Source organism: Reyranella soli, assembly GCF_007992495.1.
GTDB classification, from domain to species: Bacteria; Pseudomonadota; Alphaproteobacteria; order Reyranellales; family Reyranellaceae; genus Reyranella; species Reyranella soli.
Genome location: NZ_BKAJ01000045.1, coordinates 34,097 through 53,256 on the forward strand (window position 1 = coordinate 34,097; position 19,160 = coordinate 53,256).

Annotated in this window: 17 protein-coding genes; 11 read left to right on the forward strand and 6 right to left on the reverse strand. The window is 65.8% G+C overall.

Translation table 11 applies throughout. From position 1 onward, the window contains the following. Positions 1–251: 251 nt before the first annotated feature. The 5 genes from RSO01_RS14445 to RSO01_RS14465 all read left to right on the forward strand — a co-directional run bounded on the left by RSO01_RS14445 (position 252) and on the right by RSO01_RS14465 (position 6,135). Positions 252–1,442: an efflux RND transporter periplasmic adaptor subunit gene (locus tag RSO01_RS14445; RefSeq protein ID WP_147149808.1), complete on the forward strand. Its 1,191-nt coding sequence runs from the start codon at positions 252–254 to the stop codon at positions 1,440–1,442. Then, a complete protein-coding gene (locus RSO01_RS14450; protein WP_147149809.1) occupies positions 1,439–4,591 on the forward strand; it encodes an efflux RND transporter permease subunit in 3,153 nt (1,050 codons plus the stop codon). Before RSO01_RS14445 ends, RSO01_RS14450 begins: the two co-directional genes overlap by 4 nt. A 116-nt stretch (positions 4,592–4,707) precedes the next feature. Then, entirely contained in the window at positions 4,708–5,070 is a 363-nt protein-coding gene (locus RSO01_RS14455) for an ArsR/SmtB family transcription factor (protein ID WP_147149810.1), read from the forward strand. Further along, positions 5,063–5,590, forward strand: coding sequence for a DUF2306 domain-containing protein (locus RSO01_RS14460; RefSeq protein WP_147149811.1), 528 nt, complete (start codon positions 5,063–5,065; stop codon positions 5,588–5,590). Before RSO01_RS14455 ends, RSO01_RS14460 begins: the two co-directional genes overlap by 8 nt. 131 nt (positions 5,591–5,721) lie before the next feature. Beyond that, positions 5,722–6,135, forward strand: coding sequence for a cupin domain-containing protein (locus RSO01_RS14465; RefSeq protein WP_147149812.1), 414 nt, complete (start codon positions 5,722–5,724; stop codon positions 6,133–6,135). A gap of 9 nt (positions 6,136–6,144) precedes the next feature. On the opposite strand, the gene arsB is transcribed toward RSO01_RS14465, so the two are convergent. The 6 genes from arsB to RSO01_RS14495 form a co-directional block, all read right to left on the reverse strand. Then, positions 6,145–7,206 carry an ACR3 family arsenite efflux transporter gene (gene arsB, locus RSO01_RS14470; RefSeq protein WP_147149813.1) on the reverse strand — a complete coding sequence of 354 codons (1,062 nt, stop codon included), beginning with the start codon at positions 7,204–7,206 and terminating at the stop codon, positions 6,145–6,147. 51 nt (positions 7,207–7,257) lie between these two features. Then, positions 7,258–8,502, reverse strand: a complete 1,245-nt coding sequence (arsJ, locus tag RSO01_RS14475) for an organoarsenical effux MFS transporter ArsJ (protein WP_147149814.1) — start codon at positions 8,500–8,502, stop codon at positions 7,258–7,260. Then, complete coding sequence (locus tag RSO01_RS14480; RefSeq protein WP_147149815.1) at positions 8,502–9,542, reverse strand: ArsJ-associated glyceraldehyde-3-phosphate dehydrogenase; 1,041 nt, start codon at positions 9,540–9,542, stop codon at positions 8,502–8,504. Before RSO01_RS14480 ends, arsJ begins: the two co-directional genes overlap by 1 nt. Before the next feature lie 12 nt (positions 9,543–9,554). Then, positions 9,555–10,406 (reverse strand): metalloregulator ArsR/SmtB family transcription factor, encoded by an 852-nt coding sequence (locus tag RSO01_RS14485; RefSeq protein WP_147149816.1) that lies wholly within the window; start codon positions 10,404–10,406, stop codon positions 9,555–9,557. A 74-nt stretch (positions 10,407–10,480) separates the two neighbouring features. After that, on the reverse strand, positions 10,481–11,443 hold the full coding sequence (locus tag RSO01_RS14490) for a hypothetical protein (RefSeq protein ID WP_170303061.1): 963 nt from the start codon (positions 11,441–11,443) through the stop codon (positions 10,481–10,483). A gap of 54 nt (positions 11,444–11,497) precedes the next feature. Then, the gene (locus tag RSO01_RS14495) at positions 11,498–12,730 is read right to left on the reverse strand and encodes a vanadium-dependent haloperoxidase (protein WP_147149818.1); all 1,233 of its coding nucleotides are present in this window, start codon (positions 12,728–12,730) and stop codon (positions 11,498–11,500) included. Between the two features lie 809 nt (positions 12,731–13,539). Between RSO01_RS14495 and pstS the strand changes: the two genes are divergently transcribed. The 6 genes from pstS (at position 13,540) to phoB (ending at position 18,860) form a co-directional block, all read left to right on the forward strand. Next, positions 13,540–14,586: a phosphate ABC transporter substrate-binding protein PstS gene (gene pstS / locus RSO01_RS14500; protein WP_147149819.1), complete on the forward strand. Its 1,047-nt coding sequence runs from the start codon at positions 13,540–13,542 to the stop codon at positions 14,584–14,586. A 120-nt stretch (positions 14,587–14,706) separates the two neighbouring features. Beyond that, entirely contained in the window at positions 14,707–15,690 is a 984-nt protein-coding gene (gene pstC / locus RSO01_RS14505) for a phosphate ABC transporter permease subunit PstC (protein WP_147149820.1), read from the forward strand. A 5-nt stretch (positions 15,691–15,695) separates the two neighbouring features. Continuing rightward, positions 15,696–16,562, forward strand: a complete 867-nt coding sequence (gene pstA / locus RSO01_RS14510) for a phosphate ABC transporter permease PstA (protein WP_147149821.1) — start codon at positions 15,696–15,698, stop codon at positions 16,560–16,562. Further along, on the forward strand, positions 16,559–17,395 hold the full coding sequence (pstB, locus tag RSO01_RS14515; RefSeq protein WP_147149822.1) for a phosphate ABC transporter ATP-binding protein PstB: 837 nt from the start codon (positions 16,559–16,561) through the stop codon (positions 17,393–17,395). Before pstA ends, pstB begins: the two co-directional genes overlap by 4 nt. Before the next feature lie 14 nt (positions 17,396–17,409). Beyond that, positions 17,410–18,120, forward strand: coding sequence for a phosphate signaling complex protein PhoU (phoU, locus tag RSO01_RS14520; RefSeq protein ID WP_147149823.1), 711 nt, complete (start codon positions 17,410–17,412; stop codon positions 18,118–18,120). Beyond that, complete coding sequence (gene phoB, locus RSO01_RS14525) at positions 18,117–18,860, forward strand: phosphate regulon transcriptional regulator PhoB (RefSeq protein WP_246158408.1); 744 nt, start codon at positions 18,117–18,119, stop codon at positions 18,858–18,860. The genes phoU and phoB overlap by 4 nt, the downstream gene beginning before the upstream one ends. Positions 18,861–19,160 lie beyond the last annotated feature (300 nt).

Sequence of the window (19,160 nt, forward strand, 5' to 3'; positions counted from 1 at the left end):
CCGGACTGCAAGGGCGCGCCTTGTCCGCCCGCCCTCACGACTTGTGCATCCGCCTGTGTAGCCGCTTCGCCGGCGCTGGCGGCCGCACCCGTCGCCCTGCCTCTGCAGACGGCTTCTACCCAGTTGCCATCCGCCACAGCGGTCGCCCTTCGCGGCCTGGACCGGCCGCCCGACCCTTACCCACCGCGCGCCTGACCGCTCTCTGGTCAGTTTGAGCCGGCGCATCCGCGTCCGGCATCGCGGAGGGATTCATGACAGTCGTTGCAAGATTGCGGTCCGGCATCGCCGGCGCCGCCGCGTTCGCCATTCTCGGCATCGCCTTGGCCGGTGCGCCTCGCGTCGAGGCGGCCGATCCCCCCTGCCCCGGCGGCAAGGTGAAGTACTACCGCAATCCGATGGGCACGCCCGACACCTCGCCGGTGCCCAAAAAGGATTCCATGAACATGGACTACATCCCGGTCTGCGAGGACGCGGCCGGGGAGGCGCCAGGCACCGTCAAGCTGAGCCTCGACAAGGTGCAGCGGCTGGGTGTCCGCACCGAGGAGGTGCAGCAGCGCACCCTCTCGCGCACCGTGCGCGCCTTTGCCAGCCTGCAGTTCGACGAGCGGCGTCTGTTCGTGGTGGCGCCCAAGTTCAGCGGCTGGATCGAGAAGCTCGTCGTCAATGCCACCGGCGATACGGTGAAGGTTGGTCAGGATCTGTTCGACGTCTACAGCCCCGAGCTGAACATCCTGCAGCAGCAATGGCGGGTCGCCGGCCGCAGCGCCGACGCCACCGACAAGTTGCGGTATCTCGCCTTCCCCGAAGCCGCCCTCGAAAAGCTGCACCGCGGGGACCCGCCCTCGCGCACCGTCGTCTTTTCGTCGCCGGTCGCCGGAACGGTGATCGACAAGATCGCCGTCGAAGGCATGCACTTCCAGCCGGGCGAGGCGCTGTTTCGCATCGCCGACACCTCCAACATGTGGGTGATGGCCGAGGTCTACGAGCAGGATCTCGCCTTCGTGAAAGTCGGCGATGCGGCGCGAATCACGGTCAACGCCTGGCCCGATCGTAGCTTCGAGGGGCGAGTCACCTTCATCTATCCCAGCATCGGCAAGGACAGCCGCACGGCGCGCCTTCGCATCGAAGTGCCGAATCCGGATGGCCAACTGCGCGCGGAAATGGCGGCCACCGTAGAGATCGCGGCCCCTCTCACGGGCAACCACCTGGCCGTGCCGGACTCCGCCGTGATCGACAGCGGCCGTCGCCAAGTCGTGCTGGTCGAACGCGGCGAAGGCCACTACGAACCGCGGCCCGTCCGGCTCGGTGCACGGGTGCCGGGTTACGTCGAAGTGCTGGAAGGCCTGCGATCCGGTGAGAAGGTGGTGACCCGGGCCACCTTCCTGATCGACGCCGAGAGCAACATCCGCGCGGCCCTCGCGGCCTTCGGAGACGCCAAGTGATCGCCGGCGTCATCCGGTGGTCGGCGCGCAACCTGCTGCTGGTCCTGATCGCCACGGCCGGCCTCGTGGGCGGGGGGCTGTTCGCCGTCGGTCGACTGTCGCTCGACGCGATTCCCGACCTCTCCGACACGCAGGTGATCGTCTACACCGAGGTGCCGGGACAGGCGCCCCAGGTGGTCGAGGACCAGGTGACCTATCCGCTGACCACGGCGCTGCTGGCCGTGCCCAAGAGCCGCGTCGTCCGCGGCTTCTCCTTCTTCGGCGTGTCGTTCGTCTATGTCGTGTTCGAGGACGGCACCGATATCTACTGGGCGCGCAGCCGCGTGCTCGAATATCTGAACTCGGGCACAGCGAAGCTGCCGGCCAACGTCAAGCCGACGCTCGGTCCCGACGCGACCGGTGTCGGCTGGGTCTATCAATACGCCGTCGTCGGCGCCAACCGCACCCTGGCCGAGCTGCGCTCGCAGCAGGACTGGTACGTGCGCTTCGGGCTCGCCAAGGCGCAGGGCGTGGCCGAGGTGGCAAGCGTCGGCGGCTTCGTGCGCCAGTACAACGTCGTCGTCGATCCGGTGAAGCTCAGGAGCTACGGCGTGCCTCTGTCGCGCGTCGTCGATGCCGTGCGCGCCTCCAACCGCGAGACCGGCGGCCGAGTCGTCGAGCTGGCCGAGGCCGAGTTCATGGTGCGCGGCCGCGGCTACGTCACGTCGGCGGCCGACCTCGACCAGATCGTGCTGAAGGCCGACGGGCCGACGCCGGTGCTGCTGCGCGACGTGGCGCGCATCGAGCTGGGTCCCGACGAAAGGCGCGGCCTCAGCGAGCTCGACGGGCAGGGCGAGGCGGTGGGCGGCATCGCCATCCAGCGCTTCGGCCAGAACGCCCTCGACGTCATCGGCAACGTCAAGGCCAGGCTCAAGGACATCGCCTCCGGCCTGCCCGAGGGTGTGCGGATCGAGACGGTCTATGATCGCTCCGAGCTGATTCAGCGCGCCATCGCGACGCTCAAGTCGACCTTGATCGAGGAAAGCCTGGTCGTCGCCGCGGTGTGTGTCGTGTTCCTGCTGCATGTCCGCTCGGCCCTGGTGGCGATCATAACCCTGCCGGCCGGCGTGCTGATGGCCTTCATCGCCATGCAGGTGCTGGGCATCGGCTCCAACATCATGAGCCTGGGCGGCATCGCCATCGCCATCGGCGCCATGGTCGATGCCGCCATCGTCATGATCGAGAGCGCCCACAAGCATCTCGAGCGGCTGAAGCCCGGCCAGTCGCGCGCCGAGGCCATCATCGAGGCGGCCGTCGAGGTCGGGCCGGCGCTGTTCTTCAGCCTGCTGATCATCACCGTGTCGTTCCTGCCGATCTTCGCGTTGGAGGAACAGGAAGGCCGGCTGTTCAAGCCCTTGGCCTGGACCAAGAGCCTCGCCATGGCCGCTTCCGCGCTCTTGTCTGTGACGCTGGTGCCGGCGCTGATGATGCTGTTCGTGCGCGGCCGCATCCTGCCGGAGCGTCGCAATCCGGTGAATCGCGCCCTCATCTGGCTGTATCGGCCATTGATCCACCTGGTGCTGCGCGCCCGCCTGCTCACCATTGCCGTGGCGGTCGCCGCCCTGGCCGCGTCGGCCTGGCCGGCGATGCGTCTGGGCGCGGAGTTCATGCCAAGCCTCGACGAGGGCACGCTGTTCTACATGCCAGTAACGCTGCCCGGCCTGTCGGTGACCAAGTCGGCAGAGCTGCTGCAGACGCAGGACAAGATCATCAAGTCGTTCCCCGAGGTCGCCTCGGTGTTCGGCAAGGCTGGCCGCGCCGCGACGGCGACCGACCCCGCGCCGCTCGAGATGTTCGAGACCATCATCAACCTCAAGCCGAAAGCCGATTGGCGGCCGGGCATGACCGTGGACAAGCTGATCGCCGAGATGGACCGCGCCCTGCAGTTCCCCGGTGTGAGCAATGCCTGGACCATGCCGATCAAGGCCCGCATCGACATGCTGGCCACCGGCATCCGCACGCCGGTCGGCGTAAAGCTGCTCGGCCGCGACTACGCCGAGCTCGAGACGATCGCCCGCCAGGTCGAAGCAGCCATCCATTCAGTGCCAGGCACGACCTCGGCTCATGCCGAACGCGTGACGGGTGGCTATTTCCTGGACATCGTGCCCGATCGCACCCGCTTGGCGCAGTACGGCGTCATGATCGAGGACGTCCAGCTGGCCGTCGCCAACGCATTGGGCGGCGAAGCCGTGACGACCACGGTCGAAGGCCGCGAGCGCTATTCGGTGAATGTCCGCTATGCCCGCGACTTCCGCAGCGATCCGCGCGCCATCGCTTCGGACGTGCTGGTGTCGACCATGCGAGGCGGCATGCTGCCGTTGGGGCAACTCGCCGAGGTGAAGCTGACCCAGGGACCGACGACGATCCGCACCGAGAACGCCCAGCTTGCCGTCTACGTGTATGTCGATTTCCGCGACCGCGACCTTGCCGGCTTCGTCGCCGATGCTCGCCGCGCCGTGCAGGAGAGGGTCGTCTTTCCGCCCGGCACCTACGCGGTGTGGAGCGGCCAGTTCGAATACCTCGAACGTGCCGAGGCCAAGCTGCGGCTGGTCGTGCCGGCGACCCTGCTGCTGATCTTCGTCCTGCTCTATCTCAACTTCGGACGGCTGACTGAGACTCTCATCGTGATGCTGTCGCTGCCCTTCGCTCTGGTGGGCGGCCTGTGGCTCGTCTGGTGGATGGGCTTCAACATGAGCGTCGCGGTGGCGGTCGGCTTCATTGCCCTGGCGGGCGTCGCCGCTGAGACCGGCGTCGTCATGCTGATCTATCTCGACCAGGCGCTGGGAGCGCGGCGTGCGCTGTGCGCAGCGGCAGGCCGGGCATTCACGCGAGCCGACCTCCACGCCGCGATCATGGAAGGCGCGGTCGAGCGCGTACGGCCGAAGATGATGACCGTGACGGCCGTCGTCGCCGGGCTGCTGCCGATCCTGTGGAACGAGGGCACCGGGTCGGAGGTGATGCAGCGCATCGCCATGCCCATGGTCGGCGGCATGGCTAGTTCGACGCTGCTGACTTTGCTGGTGATCCCAGCGATTTATGCGCTGGCGAAGGGCTGGAGCCTGCGGTCCGAACGCCTTCCAGCTAGCGGACCGAACCTGCGCAGCGCCTGACATGGGCAACCATTAGCCAGGTTCCGTCATTTAAAGGCATGTATGCACATAAATGCCTACATGGACGTAATCGGAGGCAGATGGCGGTGTCGCGACGGGAAGCTGCGCGCCGGTGCGTGGCGGTCTTCGACATGGGGTTCTTCAGGGCACTGTGCGAGCCGGCGCGCATCGCGGTGTTGCGCGAGCTCATCCTGTTGGGCCGCGCCGACATCGCTGCGGTCGCTGCCCGCCTGCCTCAGGATCGCTCGGTTGTTGCGCGTCATTTGCAGCAGCTTGCCGCCGCGCAAATCATCAGGGCGAGCAAGGAAGGCCGGCACGTCTTCTATCGGATCGACGCCGGCTCGGTTGCGGCACGCCTCGAAGGCATTCTTGCCATAACGCGTCTGCTCGAGTCGGCGATGGGCGACAATGACACGGTAACCAAGGCCAGTCGCTCTGATCCGCGCAGACCGATGGCAAAGCGACGATCGAATGCCTGATGACACAACCATCGTCTTCGGCGTGCCGGTGCCCTCGACCGACCCTGGCTTCCTCGCCGTCGTGCGCTTCCACATCCTGGTGGGCGTGACCTGTGTTATTGCGGGCTTGGTTGCCATGCTCAGTCGCAAACGCCGAGGCCGTCATTCGACGTCCGGAACGCTCTACTACTGGTGCCTGGCGGTACTCGTCGCTTCAGCCACTGGCCTGTCCGTGGTGCGTTGGGCCGAGAACGATCACCTGTTCATCCTCGGCCTTCTTTCCTTGATCGCAGCGACTGTCGGGCGGACAGCTCTGCGTCAGCGTTGGCGCCATTGGATCAGGGTGCACATCACCGGCATGGGCCTGTCGTACATTCTGATGCTGACCGCGTTCTACGTGGACAACGGCAAGAACCTGCCGCTCTGGAGTGAGCTTCCCCAAATTGCGTTCTGGCTGTTGCCTGCTGCGATCGGCATACCGCTCATTGTGCGCGCACTGGTGAGGCATCCGCTGGCGCGGCGCGAGCTCACAAAGTCCTAGTCCGCCATTCCGGTGCGGCGTCTGACGGCGTGTCCCGATTCGTACCGGAAATATGGAAATAGGGACGTCACGAACTCTTAACGTTCCGGCCGCATGCCTCAGACAACCTACGGCCTGGCACGGAGCGTGTGATGACGGCTCTTTTCGATCTGGACGCGGAGCTTGCGAAGCTGACGATGTTCCGCGGGCGCACGCCGACCTCGACGAGGGAGGACCGCAAGGGCTCGTCGGCTCGCCTGGCCACGTATCGCGATGCCACCATCTTCGTGAGCAAGTCGGCTGGCCGGGGCGCCTGGGAGAGGCATCCCGACGGGGACGAATTCGTCTACATCATCGACGGCGCGGCGACGTTGCATGTCGTCACCGATACGGGGACGCAGTCCACGCCGGTCGATACCGGAAAGCTTGCCATCGTGCCTGCCGGCGCCTGGCACCGGTTCGATTATCCCGAAGGCGTGACCTTGATGACCATCACGCCGGGCCAGAGCGAATACGTGCGGGCCGACGTCACAGATCCGCTCTCCGCCGAGGTGACGCGCGATTAAGACCTGCGCTCAGGTCTTCGACGCCTTGGCATCGCGGCTCGCCACCGCCGCCCCTTCCTCGTACCAGCCCTTGCTGGCGTTCACGATCTTCACCACCGACAGCATGACCGGCACCTCGATCAGGACACCGACCACGGTGGCCAGGGCGGCGCCCGAGGAAAAGCCGAACAGGCTGATGGCGGCGGCGACGGCGAGCTCGAAGAAGTTGCTGGCGCCGATCAGGGCGGAGGGAGCGGCCACGCAATGCGCCTCGCCGGTGGCCCGGTTCAGGAGATAGGCCAAGCCCGAGTTGAAATAGACCTGGATCAGGATCGGCACGGCCAGCAGGGCGATGATCAGCGGCTGGGAAATGATCTGCTCGCCCTGGAAGCCGAACAGCAGCACCAGCGTCGTCAGTAGTGCGACCAGCGAGATCGGCTGCAGCCGCGACAGCAGTACCGTCAGTCCGGCCATGCCCGAGCTGGCCAGCGCGCGACGGCGAATGACCTGTGCCAATAGCACGGGCACCACGATATAGAGCCCGACCGACAGCAGCAGCGTCTCCCACGGCACGCTGATGGCCGAGAGGCCCAGCAACAGGCCGACGATGGGCGCGAAGGCGAACACCATGATCGTGTCGTTCAGCGCCACCTGGGTCAGGGTGAAATCGGGCTCGCCGTCCGACAGGTTGCTCCACACGAACACCATGGCGGTACAGGGTGCGGCGGCCAGCAGGATGAGCCCGGCGATGTAGCTGTCGATCTGGTCGGCCGGAAGCCAGGGCCTGAAGAGATAGCCGATGAACAGCCAGCCCAGCAGCGCCATCGAGAATGGCTTGACCGCCCAGTTGATGAACAGCGTCACGCCGATGCCGCGCCAGTGCTCGCGCACCTTGCCGATGGCGGCGAAGTCGACCTTCACCAGCATGGGAATGATCATCAGCCAGATCAGGACGGCGACCGGCAGGTTGACGTGCGCCAGCTCGGCCGCGCCGATGGCGTGGAACAGGCCGGGGAACCAATGGCCGAGCGCGATGCCAGCCACGATGCACAGCGCCACCCAGAGGGTGAGAAAGCGTTCGAACAGTGACATCAGGCGTTCATTGTTTCCATTATTCGCGAATAATCGAAGGACTAGCGATGGTCAAGCGGCCCGGCCGCGCGGCGTTTCGCCGGCAGGCAGAAGGAAGGTGGTGGCCCAGCAGACGGCGAGCATCGCCGCCGATCCGAAGAGGCAGGCCGTCATGCCGCCGAGCTGATAGAGCGTGCCCGACAAGAGGATGCCGATCAGACGGCCCGTGGCATTGGCGGCGTAGTAGAAGCCCACGTCCTCCGCCGCCTTCTCCGAGCCGGCATAGGCCAGGATCAGGTAGGAATGCAGCGAGGAGTTCACCGCGAACGGCAAGGCAAAGAGCGCCAGGCCCGCGACCACGACAAGGTCGGGGTGCCACAAGCCCTGATCCCTGAGCAGCACGCCGAGCGCCAGCGGCACCACGGTCAATAGGCCGGCCCACAGCCGCGCGTTGGGCACTTCGCGGCTGATGCCATCGGGGCTGCGCGTGACCAGGGCGGGTGCTGCCGCCTGGATCATGCCGTAGGCGATCGTCCAGGTGGCGAGGAAGGCGCCGACCTCGACGAAGCGCCAGCCCGCCGCGTAGAGGAATACCGGCAGGCCGACGACGAACCAGACCTCGCGCGCACCGAACAGGAACACGCGCGCCGCCGCGAGCAGGTTGACGCCGCGCGACTTGGCGAAGAATTCGCGCACCGTCTTCGATGCCTTCGCTTTCCCGAGCTGGCGCGGCAGCAGGAATAGTCCGGCCAGGAAGATGACGCCGATCACGCCGGTCATCAGCCACAGCGCCGGCTTGAAGCCCATGACGTCGAGCAACAGCCCACCGACGAAGAAGCCGATGCCCTTCATGGCGTTCTTCGAGCCGGTGAAATACGCCACCCACTTGAAGAGCTGGCCCGAGCCTTCGGCCGACGTGGCCTTGATCGCCGTCTTCGACGCGGTCTTGGTGAAGTCCTTGGCGAGGCCTGCGATGCCCTGGGCGGCCACCACCCAGGCGACCGAAGCTGCCGCGGTCCAGGCCGGATCGAGCGCCGACAGCATCGCCAGCCCCGCGATCTGCAGGCCCTGGCCCACGGCCAGCATGCGCGGGATGCCGAAGCGGGTCGCCAGCCAGCCGCCCAAAAGGTTGGCGACGATGCCGGCGAACTCGTACAGAAGGAACAGGAAGGCGAGTGTGAAGGGCGAATAGCCGAGCTTGAAGAAGTGCAGCAGCACCAGCATGCGCAGCGCGCCGTCGACCAGGGTGAAGCCCCAGTAGGAGGCCGTCACGACCAGGTAGTGGCGCGTCGCCCCTGTTCTCCTGACTTGGGCCATCACGCCTCGGCGTCAATGACGAGGTTGGCGAGGTCGACCATGCGGCAGACATAGCTCATCTCGTTGTCGTACCAGGCGTAGACCTTGAGCAGCGTGCCGTCGGTCACCATCGTGCTGGGCGCATCGACGATCGAGCTGCGCGTATCGTTGCAATAGTCGGCCGAGACCAGCGGACGAGTCTCGTAGCCCAGGATGCCGGCCAGCGGCCCGCGCGCGGCGTCGTCAAACAGCTCGTTAACCTCGGTTTCGGTCGCGGGCCGCTTCAGCTCGAACACGCAGTCGGTCAGGCTGGCATTGAGCACCGGCGCGCGCACGGCGTGGCCGTTCAACTTGCCTTTGAGCTCCGGATAAATGACGGCGATGGCCGTGGCGCTGCCCGTCGTGGTCGGCGCCAGCGACGTCATGGCCGAGCGTGCACGGCGCAGGTCCTTGTGCGGCGCGTCGACCACCACATTGGTGTTGGTCGGGTCGTGGATCGTCGTGATCTGGCCGTGCCGGATGCCGATCGCCTCATGCACGACCTTCACCACGGGCGCGAGACAGTTGGTGGTGCACGAGGCCGCTGTCAGCAGGCGGTGGCGGTCGGGCTCGTAGAGCCGATCGTTGACGCCGACCACGACATTCAGGGCACGGTCGTCCTTGACCGGTGCGGCCACGATCACGCGCTTCACGCCGCGCTGGAAGTAGCTGTTGAGTTGCTCGGGCTTCAGGAACTTGCCGGTGCATTCGAGCACGAGGTCGCAGCCGAGATCGCCCCAGGCGACCTCGCCCGGCGAGGGGCCGGCGCTGAAGCCGATATACTTGCCGCCGACGGCAATGCCGCGCTCGTCGCTGTCGAAGCTCGTGTGCCAGCGGCCGTGGATGCTGTCGAACTCCAGCAGGTGTGCCGTCGCCGCGGCGCCACCCTTGATCTCGTTGACGTGCACGACGTCGAGGCGGTTACTACGGCGCGGATCGTCGCCCGGCCGCTGCGCGCCACCGAATGCGGCGCGCAGCGCGAGCCGACCCATGCGCCCCATGCCGTTGATACCCACCCTCATCGTCGCTCTCCGTCAGACGGGCGCACGGGCGCTGTCGCCCAGCTCGTCGAGGCGCTTCTTCAGGGACATCCGGTCGAGCGAAGCGTGCGGCAGGTTGACGAAGATCTCGAGCCGGCGACGGATCATGCCGTAGAGCTCGTTGATCATGGTGGCCTGCTCGGACGGCGTGCCCTTGAACTTCGACGGATCGGGCAGCGGCCAGGCCGCGGTGATGGGATTGGCGCCGACGTCGGGGCAATCCTGGCCGTGCAGCGTGTCGCAGAGGGTGATGACGAAGTCCATCTGCGGTGCGTTGGCGCTGGTGAACTCGTCCCATGACTTGCAATGCAGGTCGGAGACGTCGTGACCCAGGGTCTGGAGCTTGGCGAGCACGGCAGCCATCGGCGCGCGGGCCGGCTCGGAGCCTGCCGAGTAGGCGTTGAACTTGCCCTTGCCGATCTTTTCCAGGATCGCCTCTGCCATCAGCGAGCGCGCCGAGTTGTGGGTGCACAGGAACAGGACATTGAACGCGGCGGTCATGGGCTTTGCCTCCGGCGGGTCGTCGGGGAGCAGTCGGGCGAGGTCGCCGCAGAGTTCCGGGCGGCCGCCGCAACAGGTTTCGGTGAGGTAGCTGAACAGCGAGCGCAGGCCGAAGAAGCGCACGGCATAGATCAGCTGTCGTCCGCGCCGCGTTGATTGAATGAGCCCGGCTTGCTCGAGGGTCGCGAGATGAAAGGACAATGTCGAGGGTGGCTGACGCAGTTCGCTGGCCAGCTGCCCCGCGGACAGGCCGGAGGCGCCGCGCGAGGCGAGGACACGCATCAAGTTGAGCCGCGTCTCCTGGGCCAGGGCGGCGAAGCCGGCAGCAGCATCTGTTAGTTCCATAGTTCCCGAATAGTCGAAAACTATGACAAACGCATTACCGGACGACCGGTTTTTCGCCGCGTCTTTTCACGGTTTCAGCGTGTGCCGTGCTCCGCCTCCCAGGCGCGGGCCGCATCGACCAGATCTTCGAAGACTCCGCCATAGTCCAACAGCGCCGCGCGCATGTCGGGATCGATTTCGTGATAGAGCAGCGTGTCATCGACGGGCATCTCGTTGTCGCGCACAGCCTTCATGAGCCGTTTGATTTCCGACGCCGCATGAGCCGGCGTTTGGAGCAGCACGAGGCGCTTCATCCGGCTGGGATTGTCCGGCACGTGACAGTCGTTGCAGAGCCCCCTGCGCATGGCGTTGGCAAGCTCCCGATAGGCTGGTTCCAGCCCGCCGATATAGGGATTGCTCTCCGAGAACAGCCCACGAAACAGGGCGGGCGCCGGCTGACTGGCGCCGCTCGCGTCAGTCCACATCCAATGTCCGTCGAACGGTGGCCGCGCGATGGGTGCGGTCCTGAGACCGGGCGTTTCCGTGCTGTCTTTGATGAATTGACCCACGACGATGCTGCCGGACTGCGGCGCGATCCAGAGGACCAGGGTGTTGGCGGCTTGGTAATCGTTCCATTTCCTGGCGTCGTGCCAGAACGGATAGGGATACTGGCCGGGGTCGAGGGCGTTGCGGAACAAGGCGCCGAGGCGGGCCCGGTAAAGCCGTTCGCCTTCGTCGTAGTCGAGGCGCCATGTGCCATCGAACATGAACAGGGGCGCATAAAGGCCTGTCCAGACCTCTGGGGCGAACTGGGTGAGCGTCGTGTTCTTCAGGCTTTCGCCGGGCTTCGGGCGGCCCCACAACAGGATGGTGTCCACGCTCCGTTGCAGCAGCGACCCGGAGAGCAGCGCTCGGCGGCAGGTCTCGAGGGCCGCCTGGTCGGCGGGAGCGGCGAGTGGACAGACCGTCGAGAGCTCGTGGGCGATTTGCCGGACGGTGGCCTCGATGGCCGGCCGAGCCTCATCATGGCCTTGCGCGCTCGCCCAGGGGACGAGCATGGGGGCGAGCGCGAGGCAGCAGCCAGCGATTGCGGCGAGCCGCGCTGGCATTGATCAGCCCGTGGGCTTGAGTGAGTTCTCGATCAGGAAGACCGCAATCTTGCGGCCCATCTGGTAGCCGACGTCGAGCGAATTGCGGAAGTGGATGCCGCCCCAGATCCGCACGTCGCGCGTTTCGTCCGACATCGCCTGCACGTTGGCGAACTGGCGCTGCATCTTGGGATCCATTAGATCACTGGCGACAACCGGCATCGACAGGCCGGGACCGAGCAGGCCCTCGAAGATCCCCATCGACACGCCGGCGACGATGGCAGCCTGCGAGGGATATTCGGGGTGCATCGGCGTGGCATTGAGCGGCGTCCAGCCGGCATCGCGTTCGGTGGCATCGTTGCCGTCCTGGTCGCCGTTGCGGATCGCCGTGATGGGCCGCCAGAAGTTGTAGGTGAACTTGGCGTCCCAATCGATGATGAAGGTGTTGGCCGTGCCCATGTTGAGCAGGGCAAACAGCCGGGCGTTGTCAGCAAGGGAGAGATTCCTGGCCGCCGACAACTGACGCGCCGCTTCCTGCCAGGCCGGTCCGAAGTTGAGCTGCGACCAGAACTTGACAGCCGCCGTCTGCTCGGCGGTGCGCTTGGTGCTCTTGGCGCCTCCCATTTCCTTCGTCTCGTTGTAGTCGCGAGCATAGAGATCGCTCTTCAGGTCGGGCGGCGGCGGCGGCCGCATCTGGTCGGCGCTCTTCATCACCCAGGGTGCGGCGCGGGCATACTCCGCGAATATGGGAGAGGTCGTCGGAATCCACGTGCCCGGCGTGGTGACGGGCCGATAGGTGTCGGGCACGCTGGTTCCGTCCGATGCCCGGTCGGCGATGATGGCTGCGGCACACTTTTCGCCGATCGCAATGCCATCCTTCTTGGCCGCACCATCGGGAATGTCCTTGGTCGATGCCTCATAGGCCTGCTCGATCAGCGCCTTCTGGCCGGGTAGCTGCTTCAGAAGGACGGCGCGCGCGGCTGCCGCCGCGGCGGCTTCGGGTGACGCGCCCGGGGCGGGCGCGCCGCCGGGCACGTGGATGGCGTACTTGTTCTGGACGGAGTTCACCGCATCGGACATCGCCACATGGACTATCGCCATGTTGCGTGTCCACGGGTTGCCCGCGACATTGGCGACCTTCATGGCGGCAATGGCTGTCTGATTCCAGTCGGTGATGACGTCGGCACTGGCGGGCGTGGCCACGGCAAAGACGGCAGCAGCAATACTCCCGGTAATCGCACGCGATAGCATCCTCATGTCGACCTCCGTTGTTTATTGTTAAGGGCGTCCTGTCGTGCGCGCGCATGGCGGCGGCGCCGAAGCAATCCAAGACGGAGTTCGGTCGGATGGCGGTCAGTCGATGGCGACGCCCCCTTCGCATGTCCGCTCCCTCGGAACTGCGCATAACGGCGGCAAACACACCAAGCTTGGTGAGACGCACTCTCGGTGCGTTTGTCAGTCTGTCGATGTTGGAAACACGAGCCTGCGGGTATCGTGTTTGGAAGTGACTATGCGCCTCCGTGGCGCCTCCGTGCTGGCGATTGCTTGCCGATCACAGAGTGAACACAAGGCGTTCCGGTCATGACGCGTCGACCGCCGCCAGCGCATGCGTCGCGTCGCTCCATCGGGATGGCAAATATGAACGGCGCCGTGCCACGCGCCTTACGTTGGGCGGTCCGCTCGCGTCGGCGATGCCTCCTGGCATCACTTCGCGCTGATGGATCTCAAGGGCAGCCGGTATCGATGTGACGCCACCGCCGGCATCGCCTTTCAGGTCGCCGCCGGCTGGAAGTGCTGGCACTGCCTGCATGTTTTTGCGTCGTAAGGGTCCGTATGGGACGCAAAAACTGCCTTGAGCCCCGCAATCGTGGACTCGCGCTTCGGTTCATGTTATGTTCCTGTCTGCGTCGATCAGACCGGCGCCGGTAACCCTCTCATAACTCTCGGTCTTCCGATTCCATCCTCAGCAGGCAGTCGTTGTAACGGGACTGTCATATATTCGTAATATGACAGTGATGTGCGGCTCCTAGGGGAAGGACGCTTCGAATTCTCGAAGGAGGGACCCTATGAATTTCACAAGAATCGCCTTGGCGACGGCCGTGCTGGCCCTGTCGTCGGCGGCTGCCAACGCCATCGACATCTCCGGCGCCGGCGCCACGTTTCCGTATCCGATCTATGCCAAGTGGGCGGACGCCTACAAGAAAGAGACCGGCAGCGGCCTGAACTACCAGTCGATCGGCTCGGGCGGCGGCATCAAGCAGATCAAGGCCAAGACCGTGACCTTCGGCGCGACTGACGCGCCGCTGCCGGGCAAGGAGCTCGACGAGTCCGGCCTCGCGCAGTTCCCCATGGTGATGGGCGCCATCGTCCCGGTGGTGAACCTCGACGGCGTCAAGCCGGGCGAGCTCACGCTCGACGGCCCGACGGTCGCCAAGATCTACCTGGGTGAGGTCAAGAGCTGGGACGATCCGGCGATCGCCAAGCTCAACCCCAACACCAAGCTGCCCAAGCAGGCGATCGTGCCGGTACGCCGCTCCGACGGCTCGGGCACGACCTACAACTTCGCCTACTACCTCGCCGACGTGAATCCGGACTGGAAGAGCAAGGTCGGCGTCAGCACGGCCGTGCAGTGGCCGGTCGGCATCGGCGCCAAGGGCAACGAAGGCGTCGCCAACAACGTCGCCAACACCAAGGGCGCGATCGGCTACGTCGAGTATGCCTACGCCAAGCAGAACAAGCTCACCCACACCAAGATGGTGAACAAGGCGGGCAAGACGGTCGAGCCGTCGTCGGCCAGCTTCCAGGCCGCGGCCGCCAATGCCGACTGGAACTCGCAGCCCGGCTACGGCGTGATCCTCGCCAACCAGCCCGGCGACCAGTCGTGGCCGATGACGGCGGCGACCTGGATCCTGCTCTACAAGAAGCCGGCCGACGTGCCGGCGACGGCCGAGGCGCTGAAGTTCTTCGCCTGGTCCTATGCCAAGGGCGACAAGATGGCCGAGGACCTCGACTATGTGCCGATGCCCGACAAGGTCGTGAACGACATCCAGAAGATGTGGTCGTCGGAGATCAAGGACGCGGGCGGCAAGCCCCTGTTCTCGCCGACCAACTGAACCGAGGACCGATGGGAGTGGAGCGGGTGCGATCGGACGCGCCCGCTCCGTCTCCCCTTCATCCTCAGCGCGGATGGAGACGAGGGAACGATGGACTCCGGGGGGCGTGACGTGACCGACATGACATTGAGAAGCACGAGCGTGACGGCGGCCGAGGCGGCCTCGCGCAGCGCCGTGCTGAAGCGGCTCCGCCTGACCGACGTGGTCTTCCATGGCCTGACGCGGGCGGCTGCCATGGCGGTACTGGTGCTGCTGAGCGGTGTGATCGTCGCCCTGGTCATTGGCGCCGCGCCGGCCCTCGGCACTTTCGGCTTTTCCTTCCTGTTCGACGAATCGTGGAACCCGGTCACCGAGCGCTTCGGTGCGCTGGCGCCGATCTACGGCACGCTGATCACCTCGGCCATCGCCATGCTGATCGCCGTGCCGGTCGGGCTGATGATCGCGTTCTTCCTGACCGAGCTCTGCCCGATGGTGTTGCGCCGGCCGATCGGCATCGCCATCGAGCTGCTGGCCGGCATCCCCAGCATCATCTACGGCATCTGGGGCTTGTTCATCTTCGCGCCGTTCGTGCAGAAGTACATTCAGCCACCGCTGATCGACACATTCGCGAACGTTCCGGTGCTCAACTCGCTGTTCGCCGGACCGCCCTACGGCATCGGCATGGCGACGGCGGGCATGATCCTCGCCATCATGGTGCTGCCCTTCGTCACCTCGATCTCACGCGACGTATTCGACGCCGTGCCGCCGGTCCTCAAGGAAGCCGCGTACGGCGTCGGCTGCACGACCTGGGAGGTTTTCCGCAACGTCGTGCTGCCCTTCACCCGCGTCGGCGTGATCGGCGGCTTCATGTTGGGGCTGGGCCGCGCGCTGGGCGAGACCATGGCCGTCACCTTCGTGATCGGCAACGCCCACCACGTCTCCGCGTCGCTGTTCGCGCCCGGCACGACCATTTCGGCCTCGATCGCCAACGAGTTCACCGAAGCGGTCGGGGATCTCTATACCTCCTCGCTGGTGGCGTTAGGCCTCATCCTGTTCTTCATCACTTTCATCGTCCTGGCGATCGCGCGCTACATGCTGCTGCGTCTCCAGCAAAGGGCGGGGTGACGGTCATGGCCAATAGTTCGCTCGCTGGCAGCAACCCGCTCTATGCCGGGCGCCGTCGCCGCAATGCCATCGCCAAGACGCTGGCCTGGATCGCGACCGCCTTCGGCCTGGGCTGGCTGATACTGATCCTCGGCATCCTGCTGTTCGAAGGCATCGGTGGGCTGTCGCTGTCGGTGTTCACCGAGAACACGCCGCCGCCGGGCGCGGCAGGCGGCCTGATGAACGCCATCGTCGGCAGCCTGATCATCACCATCCTGGCCGTCGTGATCGGCACGCCGATCGGCATCCTGGCCGGTACCTACCTCGCCGAATATGGCCGGCACGACAAGCTCTCGAGCGTCGTGCGCTTCATCAACGACATCCTGCTCAGCGCGCCGTCGATCGTGATCGGCCTGTTCGTCTACGAGATCATGGTGGCGCCGATGGGCCATTTCTCGGGCTGGGCGGGCGCTGTCGCCTTGGCGGTGATCGTGATCCCCGTCGTGGTGCGTACCACCGAGGACATGCTGACCCTGGTGCCCGACACGCTGCGCGAGGCCGCCGCTTCGATCGGCCTGCCGCGGGCGCTGATGATCATGCGCATCGCCTATCGCGCGGCGAGTGCCGGCATCGTCACCGGCATCCTGCTGGCCATCGCCCGCATCAGCGGCGAGACCGCGCCGTTGCTGTTCACCGCGCTGAACAACCAGTTCTTCAGCGTCAACATGAACCAGCCGATGCCCAGCCTGCCGGTGGTCATCTTCCAGTTCGCCCTGTCGCCCTATGAGGAATGGCAGAAGCTCGCCTGGACCGGCGCGCTGCTGATCACCGTCACCGTGCTGGCGCTCAGCGTCATCGCCCGATCCCTTACCTCTGCAAGGAAGTCGTCATGAGCATCGCTTCGACCAATGGCCATGGTCTCTCGACCGCCGTGCCGGTGGCGACCCACGCCAAGGTCGACACTGCCGGCCTCGCCGAGAAGGTGTCGATCAAGAACCTCGAGTTCTTCTACGGCGACAGCCGGGCGCTCAAGGGCATCAGCCTGTCGCTCTACGCCAACAAGACCACGGCCTTCATCGGTCCGTCGGGCTGCGGCAAGTCCACCCTGCTGCGCATCCTCAACCGCATGTACGACCTCTATCCTGGTCAGCGCGCCACCGGTGATGTGATCTTCGACGGCGACAACCTGCTGCGCGCCGACCAGGACATCAACCTCCTGCGCGCCCGCATCGGCATGGTGTTCCAGAAGCCGACGCCGTTCCCCATGTCGATCTACGAGAACATCGCCTTCGGGGTGCGCCTCTATGAAAGCCTGCCGAAGGCCGAGCTCGATGCCCGTGTCGAATCGGCGCTGCGCCGCGCCGCGCTGTGGGACGAAGTGAAGGACAAGCTCAATGCCAACGGCCAGAGCCTGTCGGGTGGCCAGCAGCAGCGCCTCTGCATCGCACGCACCGTGGCGGTGAAGCCGGAAGTGATCCTGTTCGACGAGCCATGCTCGGCGCTCGACCCGATCTCGACCGCCAAGATCGAGGAACTGATCGACGAGTTGAAGCAGGACTACACGATCGTCATCGTCACCCACAACATGCAGCAGGCCGCCCGCGTCTCGGACTTCACGGCCTTCATGTATCTCGGCGAGCTGATCGAGTTCGGCGCCACCGAAACGTTGTTCACCACCCCCAAGGACAGCCGGACCCAGGCCTACATCACCGGCCGCTTCGGCTGATAACGGAGAAGAAGATGGCGGAACATACCCTCAAGCGTTTCGACGAAGAGCTCGAGCGGCTGAGCTCGACCATCAGCGAGATGGGCGGGCTGGCCGAGACCGCGCTCACCCAGTGCCTGGTCGCGCTGCGCCAGAGCGATTCGGAGGTCGCCGAGCAGGTGATCGCCGCCGATGCCCGCGTCGATGCCCTCGACATCGCCGTGCAGGAGCAGACGGTCAAGCTCCTCGCCCTGCGCCAGCCGATGGCGGTCGACCTCCGGGTGATCCTGTCGTCGATCAAGATCGCCGCGGCGCTGGAGCGCATCGCCGATTACGCCAAGAACACCGCCAAGCGCACCATCGTGCTGAACAGCGTGACGGCGCCGCCGGCCGCGGTGACCGGCATCGATCGCCTGGGTCGCCTGGTGCGCACGGCGCTGAAGGACGTGCTCGACGCCTTCGCCCAGGGCGACGTCACCAAGGCGCACGACGTCTGGACGCGCGACGAGGAGATCGACCAGGTCTATACCGGCCTGTTCCGCGAGCTCCTGACCTACATGATGGAGGATCCGCGCACGATCACCTCGTGCACGCATCTCCTGTTCATGGCCAAGAACATCGAGCGCGCCGGCGACCACGTCACCAACATCGCCGAGCTGGTGAGCTTCCGCACCACCGGGCACGGCTTCGACGAGACGCGACCCAAGGGCAGCGCCTCGCTCTATGCCGCGGGGAACGCGTCATGAGCATGGCCGCGCATGCCCCCTCGCGGCGCGATGCCAGCACCTCGTCGATCAAGCCGCGCGTGCTGATCGTCGAGGACGAGACGGCCCTGGTCGAGCTCCTGCGCTACAACCTCGAACAGTCGGGCTTCCGCGTCTCGGTCGCCTATGACGGCGAGGAGGCGCTGTCCTCGGTGCAGGAGGACGTGCCCGACCTCATCCTGCTCGACTGGATGCTGCCCCTGATGTCGGGCATCGAAGTGTGCCGGCAATTGCGCCGCCAGACGGCGACCGCCAACCTGCCGATCATCATGCTGACGGCGCGCGGCGAGGAAGGCGATCGCGTGCGCGGCCTCGACGCCGGCGCCGACGACTATGTCTCCAAGCCGTTCTCGCCGACCGAGCTGGTGGCGCGCATCCGCGCCGTGCTGCGCCGCATCCGGCCCGCTCTGGCCGACGAGGCGTTGAGCTACGCCGACATCGTCATGGACCTGGTGGCCCATCGCGTGACGCGCGCCGGCAAGCCGGTGCATCTCGGCCCCACCGAGTTCCGTCTGCTGCGCCATTTCATGGAGCATCCCGGCCGCGTCTTCTCGCGCGAGCAACTGCTCGATTCGGTGTGGGGCAAGGACGTCTATGTCGAGGCGCGTACCGTCGACGTCCACATCCGCCGCCTGCGCATCGCCCTCAACGGCGAGCAGCAGGCCGACCTGATCCGCACCGTCCGCGCTGCCGGCTACGCCCTCGACGCCACCCCGGGCTGATCGACAGCACTGCTGGCAGGCGGCGACTCGCCGCGAGCAGTAGTATTGCCGCCGAGGCCGCCCCTAGATATGGCGTGCCCTGGAGCGCCCAAAGTCGTGAATGCGAAACTGTGGTGTCTCTTCCAGACCCCCCTGTCATCCTGAGCGAAGCGAAGGATCTCATCGCCGCTTCGCAAGGCATGAGATCCTTCGCTTCGCTCAGGATGTCCGTGGGCCTTCGGCCCACGGACAGTTTTCCACATTGCGAGTCACGGTTTTGTAGCCGCGGGAGCCTAAACCGAACTTGCTCGTTCCTGGCCG

Excerpts from the sequence above, each read along its gene's own strand:
- pstA (WP_147149821.1), top strand. The coding sequence starts at position 15,696 with ATGGCCAATAGTTCGCTCGCTGGCAGCAACCCGCTCTATGCCGGGCGC.
- arsB (WP_147149813.1), bottom strand. The coding sequence starts at position 7,206 with ATGTCACTGTTCGAACGCTTTCTCACCCTCTGGGTGGCGCTGTGCATC.
- pstS (WP_147149819.1), top strand. The coding sequence starts at position 13,540 with ATGAATTTCACAAGAATCGCCTTGGCGACGGCCGTGCTGGCCCTGTCG.
- RSO01_RS14465 (WP_147149812.1), top strand. The coding sequence starts at position 5,722 with ATGACGGCTCTTTTCGATCTGGACGCGGAGCTTGCGAAGCTGACGATG.
- arsJ (WP_147149814.1), bottom strand. The coding sequence starts at position 8,502 with ATGGCCCAAGTCAGGAGAACAGGGGCGACGCGCCACTACCTGGTCGTG.
- pstC (WP_147149820.1), top strand. The coding sequence starts at position 14,707 with ATGACATTGAGAAGCACGAGCGTGACGGCGGCCGAGGCGGCCTCGCGC.
- RSO01_RS14460 (WP_147149811.1), top strand. The coding sequence starts at position 5,063 with ATGCCTGATGACACAACCATCGTCTTCGGCGTGCCGGTGCCCTCGACC.
- RSO01_RS14480 (WP_147149815.1), bottom strand. The coding sequence starts at position 9,542 with ATGAGGGTGGGTATCAACGGCATGGGGCGCATGGGTCGGCTCGCGCTG.
- RSO01_RS14485 (WP_147149816.1), bottom strand. The coding sequence starts at position 10,406 with ATGGAACTAACAGATGCTGCTGCCGGCTTCGCCGCCCTGGCCCAGGAG.
- RSO01_RS14490 (WP_170303061.1), bottom strand. The coding sequence starts at position 11,443 with ATGCTCGTCCCCTGGGCGAGCGCGCAAGGCCATGATGAGGCTCGGCCG.
- phoU (WP_147149823.1), top strand. The coding sequence starts at position 17,410 with ATGGCGGAACATACCCTCAAGCGTTTCGACGAAGAGCTCGAGCGGCTG.
- pstB (WP_147149822.1), top strand. The coding sequence starts at position 16,559 with ATGAGCATCGCTTCGACCAATGGCCATGGTCTCTCGACCGCCGTGCCG.
- phoB (WP_246158408.1), top strand. The coding sequence starts at position 18,117 with ATGAGCATGGCCGCGCATGCCCCCTCGCGGCGCGATGCCAGCACCTCG.
- RSO01_RS14445 (WP_147149808.1), top strand. The coding sequence starts at position 252 with ATGACAGTCGTTGCAAGATTGCGGTCCGGCATCGCCGGCGCCGCCGCG.
- RSO01_RS14495 (WP_147149818.1), bottom strand. The coding sequence starts at position 12,730 with ATGAGGATGCTATCGCGTGCGATTACCGGGAGTATTGCTGCTGCCGTC.